10 protein-coding genes are annotated in these 9,499 nt (G+C 59.9%); 8 read left to right on the forward strand and 2 right to left on the reverse strand.

Annotation, left to right across the window (positions count from 1 at the left end; all coding sequences use genetic code 11):
- Positions 1 to 92 precede the first annotated feature (92 nt).
- Together QMX91_RS25680 and QMX91_RS25685 are read right to left on the reverse strand one after the other, a co-directional pair.
- Positions 93 to 764: a DUF3313 domain-containing protein gene (locus tag QMX91_RS25680; RefSeq protein ID WP_282413563.1), complete on the reverse strand. Its 672-nt coding sequence runs from the start codon at positions 762 to 764 to the stop codon at positions 93 to 95.
- Positions 765 to 799: 35 nt separating this feature from the next.
- The gene (locus tag QMX91_RS25685) at positions 800 to 1,123 is read right to left on the reverse strand and encodes a hypothetical protein (RefSeq protein ID WP_282413564.1); all 324 of its coding nucleotides are present in this window, start codon (positions 1,121 to 1,123) and stop codon (positions 800 to 802) included.
- A 165-nt stretch (positions 1,124 to 1,288) separates the two neighbouring features.
- Between QMX91_RS25685 and QMX91_RS25690 the strand changes: the two genes are divergently transcribed.
- The 8 genes from QMX91_RS25690 to QMX91_RS25725 all read left to right on the forward strand — a co-directional run bounded on the left by QMX91_RS25690 (position 1,289) and on the right by QMX91_RS25725 (position 9,231).
- On the forward strand, positions 1,289 to 1,999 hold the full coding sequence (locus QMX91_RS25690; protein WP_027614282.1) for a response regulator: 711 nt from the start codon (positions 1,289 to 1,291) through the stop codon (positions 1,997 to 1,999).
- A complete protein-coding gene (locus QMX91_RS25695) occupies positions 1,996 to 3,324 on the forward strand; it encodes an ATP-binding protein (RefSeq protein ID WP_098964056.1) in 1,329 nt (442 codons plus the stop codon). The genes QMX91_RS25690 and QMX91_RS25695 overlap by 4 nt, the downstream gene beginning before the upstream one ends.
- 62 nt (positions 3,325 to 3,386) lie before the next feature.
- A complete protein-coding gene (locus QMX91_RS25700; RefSeq protein ID WP_282413565.1) occupies positions 3,387 to 4,571 on the forward strand; it encodes a DUF2252 family protein in 1,185 nt (394 codons plus the stop codon).
- Positions 4,572 to 4,664: 93 nt separating this feature from the next.
- On the forward strand, positions 4,665 to 5,954 hold the full coding sequence (locus tag QMX91_RS25705; RefSeq protein ID WP_282413566.1) for an FAD-binding oxidoreductase: 1,290 nt from the start codon (positions 4,665 to 4,667) through the stop codon (positions 5,952 to 5,954).
- A gap of 13 nt (positions 5,955 to 5,967) precedes the next feature.
- Entirely contained in the window at positions 5,968 to 6,525 is a 558-nt protein-coding gene (locus QMX91_RS25710) for a cupin domain-containing protein (RefSeq protein ID WP_134786425.1), read from the forward strand.
- Positions 6,526 to 6,546: 21 nt separating this feature from the next.
- Complete coding sequence (locus tag QMX91_RS25715) at positions 6,547 to 7,893, forward strand: glutamine synthetase family protein (protein ID WP_282413567.1); 1,347 nt, start codon at positions 6,547 to 6,549, stop codon at positions 7,891 to 7,893.
- 364 nt (positions 7,894 to 8,257) lie between these two features.
- Positions 8,258 to 8,689 carry a VOC family protein gene (locus QMX91_RS25720; protein ID WP_282413568.1) on the forward strand — a complete coding sequence of 144 codons (432 nt, stop codon included), beginning with the start codon at positions 8,258 to 8,260 and terminating at the stop codon, positions 8,687 to 8,689.
- A 119-nt stretch (positions 8,690 to 8,808) separates the two neighbouring features.
- The gene (locus QMX91_RS25725) at positions 8,809 to 9,231 is read left to right on the forward strand and encodes a hypothetical protein (RefSeq protein WP_282413569.1); all 423 of its coding nucleotides are present in this window, start codon (positions 8,809 to 8,811) and stop codon (positions 9,229 to 9,231) included.
- The last annotated feature ends 268 nt before the right edge of the window (positions 9,232 to 9,499 follow it).

A 9,499-nucleotide genomic window follows, 5' to 3' on the forward strand; every position in this document is an offset into this window, starting at 1 on the left:
GAGCTTGCTCCCGCTGGGGCGCGAAGCGGCCCCGCTGTTGGGGAGGACTGCTGTGCAGTCCAGCGGGAGCAAGCTCCCTCGCCACAAAATGTCTAGCGGCGGATCGCCAGGTATGACTGGCCCAGGTCGCCGGCCCAACCATCGAGAACAGCCTTGACGTCATCGGCGGTCAGCACCTGCTTGTCATTTTCCAGCGGCAGCCCGATGCCCTTGCGCACGACTTCGGCGACCACTTCGCCGGTGGAGCCGTCCTCGAACGAGACTTCGGTGGTGATTTCGCTGTCCTGGTCGCGGATGCCGGTGGCGGTGCTCACGCCGGCGGCGACCAGCGTCACCGGTAGCCATTCATAGAAGCGCAAGCCTTGGGTGCTGGCGGCGACGCGGGTGATCGCCGGTCTGAAGGTCAGGGTGTTCGGGCCGGGTTGCGGCATCAGGCGCATGACCTTGCCCAGTTCCAGCCTGAGCGCGGCGTCGTAGTAGTCGGTGACGCCGGACAGCGTGCTCAGCGGGATCCGCTCGGTCGGCGCGGCGCTCGGGTAGAACTGGCTGGGCGCCAGATAGGCCTGGGTGTAACGCCCCCGCGCCAGCGCCGGGCTGACCCAACCCAGCACCGTCTGCCCCGATGGCGACTGGCGCTCGCTGAGCACGCTGTAATCGTGCAGAAATCCGGTGTACTTCTGCGGTTCGACGGTTTTGCTGCTGCAGGCCGAAAGGCTCAGGGACGCCGTACACAGTACCGACATCAAGCAATGGCTTCTGATCATGCGAATCCTTGTTTTGCGCTTTTACCCCGCGTCGTTCAAGCGCGGGCAGTGATTGGGGAGGAGAGCGGCGGGGTGTTGTCCGAGCACTCGATGTGCAGCCGGCCGTGGCTCATGATCCACTGGATCAGGTCGGCGGTCGGAATCGAATGCACGTACTCCACCCATTGCGAATCAGCCGGGCCGTACTGCTCGAAATAGCGGCGCAGGACGATACGGCTTTGATCATCTGACAGGCCCAGGCAAAACTCCTGGAACAACAGCGGCGTATCCTGCTCAGGCGCGGTGGTGCGCTGGCTGAGAATCAACGGATAGCGGGCGTCGTGGCCCTCGGCGGTATAACGGTTGTGCAATGCGCTCATTGAAAGCCCCCCGGTTGTCGATGGCGTGCAGGGTGCCAAAGGGGTTTTGCCGCAGCATGTCCGCTTGATGTCCGGGGCGACGGAATGTTGCTCGATTGAAATATATGACCCGCCCGCCAGAATAGTTTTAGATGCGTTCTTTTTTGGCCTGAGGATCCTGTGCCCGTGAGCAGACTGCTGATCGTCGACGATGACGTGGAAATTCTCGCCCTGCTGAAGAAGTTCTTCGTCCAGCACGCCTACGAGGTCGATGTCGCCGCCGACGGCGCAGCGATGTGGGCGGCAATTGCGCAGCAGCGCCCGGACACGATCATTCTCGACCTGATGCTGCCCGGCGAAGGTGGCCTGAGCCTGTGCCAGAAAGTGCGCGCGCAGATGGGCATTCCGATCATCATGCTGACCGCCATGGGCGAGTTGAGCGACCGCATTGTCGGCCTCGAACTGGGCGCCGATGACTACGTCACCAAACCGTTCGCCCCACGTGAACTGCTGGCCCGCCTGCGCGCCGTGCAGCGTCGCGCCGGTGAGCAGGTCAGCCCGGCGAGTGAACCGTCGCGGCCGGTGATCGCCTTCGCCGGTTGGCATCTGGACATCACCTGTCGCGAGCTGCGCTCCCCGGAAAACGTGATGATTCCGCTGTCCGGTGGCGAGTTCGATCTGCTGGTGGTGTTTCTCGAACACCCGCAGCGCATCCTCACCCGCGAGCAATTGATCGACCTGTCTCGCGGTCAGGGCCACGACGCCTTTGATCGCAGCATCGACGTGCAGGTCAGCCGCCTGCGGCGCAAGATCGAGCCGGACAGCAAACGCCCGGACCTGATCCGCACCGTGCGCAACGGTGGTTACATGTTTACCGCCAAGGTCACGCGTTCATGATCCGTCGATTCCTGCGCCGTGATCCGCTGAGTCGGCGGATCGCCCTGACCATCGTCGCGGCCATGCTCGCTTCGCTGGCACTCAATTTCCTGTTCGTGGAGGTTGCCGGGACCTGGGCGCGACCACCGATTGAACGTACCGGGTTGCTGGAGCAGATTGCCGCGACCGTCAAAGTGATCGAGGCTGCACCAGCGCCTTTACGCCCGAAACTGGCTCACGCGGCAACCGGCCCGACGCAGGAGGTGACCTGGAGTGCGCAACGCGACGAACTTGGATTGCCAGCAGGTGGCACGCAGCTCATCGCCAACAAGACGTCGGGGTTGCATCAGTTGTTGGGCGATGAGCGAGACATTCGGGTGTTCAATCCCGCTGACTGGCCGAGCGGCAGTCCGCTGGCGCGCTATGCGGCGTTGATTCAACTGCCGGATGCCAGTTGGCTGTTGTTCTCTTCGCCCGAACGCTCCTGGGGCCTGGACATCGGCACGCGCATCGCGATCATCATCGCCCTCGGCCTGATCGCCACCGTGCTGGTGGCCTGGCTGGCCACGCAGCAACTGGCCAAGCCACTGCAACGCTTTGCCAGCGCCGCCCGGCGTTTTGGCGGTGATCTGCGTGCGCCGCCGATCAAAGTCGAAGGCCCCGACGAGATCCGCCAGGCGATCATCGCCTTCAACACCATGCAGGCGCAGATTCAGCACTACATCAGCGAACGCACGCACATGCTCGCGTCGATTTCCCACGACTTGCGCGCACCGCTGACCCGTATGCGCCTGCGCAGCGAGTTCATGGAGGACTTTGATCATCAGGGCAAACTGATCCGCGACATCGAAGAAATGCAGTCGATGATCAACGCGGCACTGGCGTTCTTTCGGGAAGACACTCAGCCGGAGCAAAGCACCGCGTTCGACCTCTCGGAATTGCTGCAGACCATCATCGACGACTACCGCGACCAGAACATTGCGATCGATTTCACCGGCCCGGCGCATCTGGTCTACGAGGGCCGGCCGCTGGGGATCAAACGGGTGATCGTCAATCTGCTGGAAAACGCCGAAAAGTACGCGCAGCAGCCGGCTATCGCTCTGAGCAGCGACGGTTACAGCGTGTGCATCGACGTCAGTGACAACGGGCCGGGAATTCCCGAAGCGTCGTTGCAGCGGGTGTTCGACCCGTTTTTCCGCCTGGAAACCTCGCGCAACCGGGAAACCGGTGGTGTCGGGCTCGGGCTGTCGGCGGCGCGGGCGATTGTGCGCGAGCAGGGCGGCGAACTGAGTTTGAGCAATCGCAGCAGCGGTGGCTTGCTGGCGCGGGTTGAGTTGCCTTTGTAATACTTTGAAACATTTGCGAGCGGCCGGCGGTCAACAGGACACATTCACTGCAAGAAGCGTCCATGAAAACCCCACGGCCCTCCGCACGTCTTGAACCCCTGTCGCAACTGCGCAATCTGAAAATGGCTCGCTCCGCCCACGCCTATGTCCGTGGCAGTACGGTGCAGTTTTATGAGTGGCTGCACAGCCAACCGGGCCGCAACTTACCGAAGGGGCCGGCGGTGTGGATCTGCGGCGATTGTCACGCCGGCAATCTCGGACCGACCGGCGACCTGAAAGGGCGCATCGACATACACATCCGCGACCTCGACCAAACCGTTATCGGCAACCCTGCGCATGATCTGGTGCGTCTGGCGCTTTCCTTGGCCACCGCCGCCCGAGGTTCGGACCTGCCCGGCGTCGCCACCGCGCGCATGCTTGAAGAGATGATGCGCGGCTATGAACAAGCATTCGAAGACGACGTCGACAAAGAGCCGCCAAGACCTGCGCAAGTGAAGGCCGGGATGCGCAGCGCGGTGCAGCGCACGTGGAAGCATCTGGCGCAGGAACGCATCGAGAACACCAAGCCGACCATTCCGCTGGGCAAGCATTTCTGGTCGCTGTCACGGGAAGAGCGCAGCGCGCTGAAGACCCTTAGCGCCACCCCAGACCTGCACACGCTGGTGACCTCATTGAAGGGCCGCAACAAGGACGACCGGGTGAAAATGCTCGACTCAGCCTATTGGGTCAAAGGCTGCAGTTCGCTGGGGCTCAAGCGTTATGCGGTGTTGCTGGGGGTGGGCGAGGGCGACGATCAGGAATATTGCCTGCTGGATATCAAAGAGGCAGTTGCTGCCGCCGCGCCACGAGTGGCGCGAGCCGCGATGCCGCGCGACAACGGCAAACGTGTGGTCGAAGGTGCGCGTTTTCTCTCGCCAGGCCTGGGCAACCGGATGATCGCCACCCGCGTGCTCGACCATGGCTTCTTCATCCGCGAACTGCTGCCTCAAGACATGAAACTGGAACTGGATCAGTTGAGCCAGACCGACGCGATGCTCGCCGCCGGTTATCTGGCCCGCGTCGTGGGGCTGGCCCATGCCCGGCAGATGGACATGAGCACTCGGGCGTCATGGATGCGTGAACTGCAAGCGTGCCGCTCGAAGACACTGGATGCGCCGTCGTGGCTGTGGACCAGTGTTGTGCAGTTGGTTGGCAAACATGAGAAAGGTTATCTGGAGCATTGCCGGCGTTATGCGCTGGAGCATTGATCTGTGTGGGTGAAACAGTTGTCGGTTGCCGATATGAAATTTGTTCTGTAGATTTTCATGAAATTATAAGAAATAAATTTCATGAGGCGCCGAATGTTTCAGCAATCCCAGCAGCATGTCGCCAGTTATTACGCCCACAGTTGCGCCGATATTCTCAGCACACGGCCCGTTCTGGAAGGTGCGCACGACACCGACGTGGTGATCATCGGTGCCGGTTTCAGTGGGCTGCACACCGCGTTGCGTCTGGCCTTGGCCGGCAAGCGCGTCACCGTTCTGGAGGCCAGCCGCGTGGCGTGGGCCGCCTCGGGGCGTAATGGCGGGCAGGCGATTCTGGGCTGGTCGTGCGACATGCCGCCGCTGGAAGCTGCGCTCGGCCATGAGCGCGCCAGGCGTCTGTGGGACGGCATGCGTTGGGCCGCGCAGGAGCTGCGTGAATTGCCCGGGCGGCATGGTTTCGATTGCGACTATCGCCCCGGCCATTTGTGGACGTCGGTGATGCCGCGTCGAGTCAGCCTGCTGACTGAATGGCAACACGAAGCCAGTCACAAGTGGGGCCATGACGGTCTGCAGTTCATCCCTCGCAAAGATTTGCCGCAATGGGTCGCCAGTGATCGTTATCAGGCCGGCCTCTTTGACGCCGAGGGCGCACACCTCAATCCGTTGAAGCTTGCCCTGGGGCTGGCCGCCGCCATCGAGCGTGCCGGCGGGCGTATTCATGAGCAAAGCAAAGCGTCGAGTTATCAGCAGGAGGGCAATGGCTTTCGGGTCAATACCGAGCGCGGTTCGGTGAAGGCCGATGTGCTGGTGCTGGCCTGCAACGCCTATCTCGATCAACTCGACCCGCAACTCTCCAGCTGCATCCTGCCGGTTGGCACCTATCAAGTCGCCACCGCACCGCTGACACCGGAGCAAGCCACCGCGCTGCTGCCGAGCAACGTCTGTGTGACCGACAACCAGTTTGTTCTCGATTACTTCCGTCGCACGCCGGACAACCGCTTGTTGTTCGGCGGTGGCTGCACTTATCTGGGCGGTATGCCCAAGGACATTGCGGCGGCAACTCGGCCGTTTCTCGAACGCGTGTTTCCGCAGCTCAAGGGCGTCGAGCTGCAATTCGCTTGGGGCGGGCATATCGACCTGACGATCAAACGCACGCCTGACATTGGCCGTGAGGGCGATCGCTATTGGTTGCAAGGCTACTCGGGCCACGGCGTGCTGCCGACACTGGCCGCCGCCCGCGCGGTGTCCGACGCGATTCTCGGCGAGGCGGATGAATTGGCGTTGTACCAGGGCCTGAGCAATGGCCGTTTCCCCGGCGGCAAGCACTTCGCAGCACCGCTGGAGGCTATCGGCAAGGCCTGGTATCGGCTGCGCGACAGCATTTGATGAGATTTTGACCATGAACAAGCAAGAAGAAATCGCTGCGCTGGCGATCCTGATCCACGACCTGCGCAAGCACAAGAAGTACACCCTTAAAGAGCTGGCCGACAAGATCGGACGTTCGGTGGGCTTTCTCTCGCAAGTCGAACGCGGCTTGTCGCGCCCGACCGTGGCCGACCTCACCGCGATCAGCGAAACCCTCGGCGTGCCGACCACCTATTTCTACAGCCTGCCCAAAGCCAAACAAGTGCCGTGGGTCACCCGTCCGGACGAACGACGCACGCTGTATTACGCCAACGGCATCACCGACATTCTGGTGTCGCCGCAGATGCGTGCCTCGTTCTCCATGCTTGAAAGTCATCTGGAGCCGGGCGCGAGCAGCGGCGACCGCCACATGAGCGACAGCTCGGAGCAGGGCGGTTACGTGCTCGAAGGCGAACTGACCTTGTGGCTGGGCAACGACGACGAGCCGGTGACCTTAAAGGCCGGTGACAGCTTTCAATTCGACAGTCACACCCATTGCCGCTACGGCAACCGCACCGGGCAGCTCACCCGCGTGCTCTGGGTCTACACCTGATAACAACAAAGGATGAACACGATGGACGCTGTCTGCTCTGACCTGCTCGCCGAAGTGCGCGCGTTTCGCCAACGCTACCCCGAGGTGCGTTATGTCGACCTGATTTCCCTGGACATTCCGGGGCATTTTTACGGCAAGCGTTATCCGGTGGACATGCTCGAAAAAGTCGCGGCGGGCAGCGCACTGAAGCTGCCGCAGAACTGCGTGCTGCTGGGCGTGCAAGGCGGTCTGTTCAAGATTGGCGATTACTGTTTCAACGACGGCGACCCTGACGCTGTGCGCCGGTTGGTCCCGGGAACGCTCAAGCCCGTGACCTGGGAAGCGCAGCCGCTGGGGCAGATGCTTATTACCTCCGACGGCACCGCCAAACCGATCGAGTTCGAACCCCGCGAAGTACTGGCGAAGGTACTGGATCGATTGGCGGGCAAAGGCATTCACCCGATGGTGGCCTTCGAACTGGAGTTCTATCTGTTCGACAAAAAACTGCGCGACGGGCTGCCACAATTCCCTCGCGACGAGCTGACCGACGACGCCGATGATCAGCCAAACATGCACATCGAACGCCTGTCACGTTTCGCCCCGGTGCTCGACGAAATGGTTGAAGCAACGCGGGCGCAGGGTATCAACGCCACGGTGATCACCGCCGAGCTGGGGCCGGGGCAGTTCGAAATCAATTTCGGCCATCTGGACGACGGCTTGCGTGCCGCCGACTGGGCGGCGCTGTTCTGTCGCAGCACCCGTGGGGTCGCGCTCAAGCATGGTTATCGCGCCAGCTTCATGGCCAAACCGTACGTGGAGCATCCGGGCAGCGGCATGCATGTGCACGTCAGCCTGTATGACGCCACCGGCAACAACCTGCTGGCCGCCAATCACCAGCAAGCGCTGCGCCATGCGGTGGCCGGCTGCCTGGATCTGCTGCCGCACAGCATGCCGATCTTCGCTCCAAACCAGAACGCCATGCGCCGCCTGAGCGGCACGGTAAACACCGCGACCAAGGCGAGCTGGGGTTACGAGGATCGTGACGCCTGCCTGCGCATCCCCGAATCGGACACGAAAAACCTGCGCATCGAATACCGTCTGGCCGGCGCCGACGCCAATCCGTATCTGGTGCTGGCGGCGATTCTGGTGGGCCTGGAACATGGTCTGGCATCGGGCAAGGAACCGATCCCGCCCCTCAACGATGACCGCAACAGCGGCATCGATTTCCCGACGGAAATCCTCGACGCGGTGCGCGCCTTGCAGCATCAGCCACAACTGCGTGCGGGACTGGGCGCCGAGTTTGTCGACGTGTATTGCGAGAACAAACGTCAGGATCACCTGGCATTCATGCAGGAGATCAGCGCGCGGGAGTATCGCTGGTATTTGTGATCACTGGTTCAGCACACCACATGAATCGGTGCAGGGGCCGCGATGAGCGATCCACGAGGTATTTTGAACACGGGGCGTGAGGATGGCGAAAGAACGGCTTGAATGACGTCTGGAGAAAATCCAACGCCATCCCATGCGGTGTCTGCGCTGAGTTGGAAATAGTTGACTTTGGCTGGCAGCTATCGGCCATAAGCGGGCGGTCGCGACTGACCGCTTTCGGCCAAAAGCTGCCACTCAACGCGACTCGATAATTCCAACCCGAACATGCATCATCGGGCTCGCCACGATCACGTCGCGGCGTCGAAGCCATAAGTGCAGAACCTGCCGCCTGCACGAATTAGCATTTTGAAATGGAAGTCATCTCATGTTCGAGCGTAACAAACTGGTTCCGGAGTTAATGGTCACCAACCTGGATAGCAGCCTAGCTTTTTGGGTTTCTTGCTTAGGGTTTAAAATAGCTTATCAACGCCCGGAAGACGGATTTGCATACCTTGATTTGAATGGTGCTCAAGTGATGCTTGAGCAGATTGATTCGGACGCGGGACAATGGCTTGCTGCGCCGTTGATTAAGCCGTTTGGAAGGGGCATCAACCTACAGATTGATGTTGAGGCTTTCGCACCCATCATCCAAAAACTTGATCTGGCTGGATTTCCACTCTATCGAGAATGCAAAGACACCTGGTATCGGGCTGATAATGTAGAGGTAGGCCAGCGCGAATTCATCGTCCAGGATCCCGACGGTTATCTCGTAAGGTTGGTAGAGCGGTTGGGGGAGAGACCGGCTTACTCAATCTGAAACTGAGCAAAGCCTACCGTCAGCTTTGTGCCGGTGCAGCCCTTCACGACAGACAGCAATCGGCCAAGATCCGTCAGTCGACGTCCCTTAAATAAGCGCTAAGCAAGGTAAATTTCGCGATGAAAAGCTGGATAGCTAATACGAAAATTAATGCACTGTTAGGGGCTAGGTCTCAAAAATTTGATGGCGTGAAGGTTAGGCGGATCCTTATAGAATACTGCGACAGGTATCAAAAGATTTATCCTTTTGAAATTCTGGAAGAGCCACTTGAATTTCTGAAAAACAATGTAGATTCAGGTAGTAGATATAGGGAGATGCGAGCGCTGCTTAGGGTTGCCGCTGAAGAATACTGCATTAGTTTAAACGAGATAGCCGATGCTCTTCTTGACCTGATAGACATTCGTGTCCTTACTACGGACCAAGCAAAAAAAATTATTAACCACGTTTTCGAAGCTTTTTCCTGCAATGAAAGCCCCGAAGATTTCATCCCAAGAGAGGATGCCTATTTGTGCAAAAATCTATTTGCGATTACCTCCGGCTAGCAAATGGTTGAAACCTCTAGCCTTGCTCACAATGACGGGCCCGATTGGCGTGACTAGATATTCGCCTTGGGACATTTTTGGGGCTTTGATGACTGGCCGCTTTTGGCCGATAGCAGCCGGTCACGAATGGCAGGTTTCGACTGTAGTGGTCTAATGAAACCGGACACTCATTTAGGCGAGAATGCTCGCCATATCGAGGTGTCAGATGACCAAGCAACGTCGTGTCTTTTCCGCTGAATTCAAACGCGAGGCTGCTGACCTCGTACTC

The organism is Pseudomonas sp. PS01299 (assembly GCF_029960145.1).
In the GTDB taxonomy this organism is placed as follows: Bacteria; Pseudomonadota; Gammaproteobacteria; order Pseudomonadales; family Pseudomonadaceae; genus Aquipseudomonas; species Aquipseudomonas putida_A.

What these genes read in the sequence shown, in the direction of transcription:
- QMX91_RS25680 (WP_282413563.1), bottom strand. Translation starts at nt 764, where the DNA reads ATGATCAGAAGCCATTGCTTGATGTCGGTACTGTGTACGGCGTCCCTG.
- QMX91_RS25685 (WP_282413564.1), bottom strand. Translation starts at nt 1,123, where the DNA reads ATGAGCGCATTGCACAACCGTTATACCGCCGAGGGCCACGACGCCCGC.
- QMX91_RS25695 (WP_098964056.1), top strand. Translation starts at nt 1,996, where the DNA reads ATGATCCGTCGATTCCTGCGCCGTGATCCGCTGAGTCGGCGGATCGCC.
- QMX91_RS25700 (WP_282413565.1), top strand. Translation starts at nt 3,387, where the DNA reads ATGAAAACCCCACGGCCCTCCGCACGTCTTGAACCCCTGTCGCAACTG.
- QMX91_RS25705 (WP_282413566.1), top strand. Translation starts at nt 4,665, where the DNA reads ATGTTTCAGCAATCCCAGCAGCATGTCGCCAGTTATTACGCCCACAGT.
- QMX91_RS25710 (WP_134786425.1), top strand. Translation starts at nt 5,968, where the DNA reads ATGAACAAGCAAGAAGAAATCGCTGCGCTGGCGATCCTGATCCACGAC.
- QMX91_RS25715 (WP_282413567.1), top strand. Translation starts at nt 6,547, where the DNA reads ATGGACGCTGTCTGCTCTGACCTGCTCGCCGAAGTGCGCGCGTTTCGC.
- QMX91_RS25720 (WP_282413568.1), top strand. Translation starts at nt 8,258, where the DNA reads ATGTTCGAGCGTAACAAACTGGTTCCGGAGTTAATGGTCACCAACCTG.
- QMX91_RS25725 (WP_282413569.1), top strand. Translation starts at nt 8,809, where the DNA reads ATGAAAAGCTGGATAGCTAATACGAAAATTAATGCACTGTTAGGGGCT.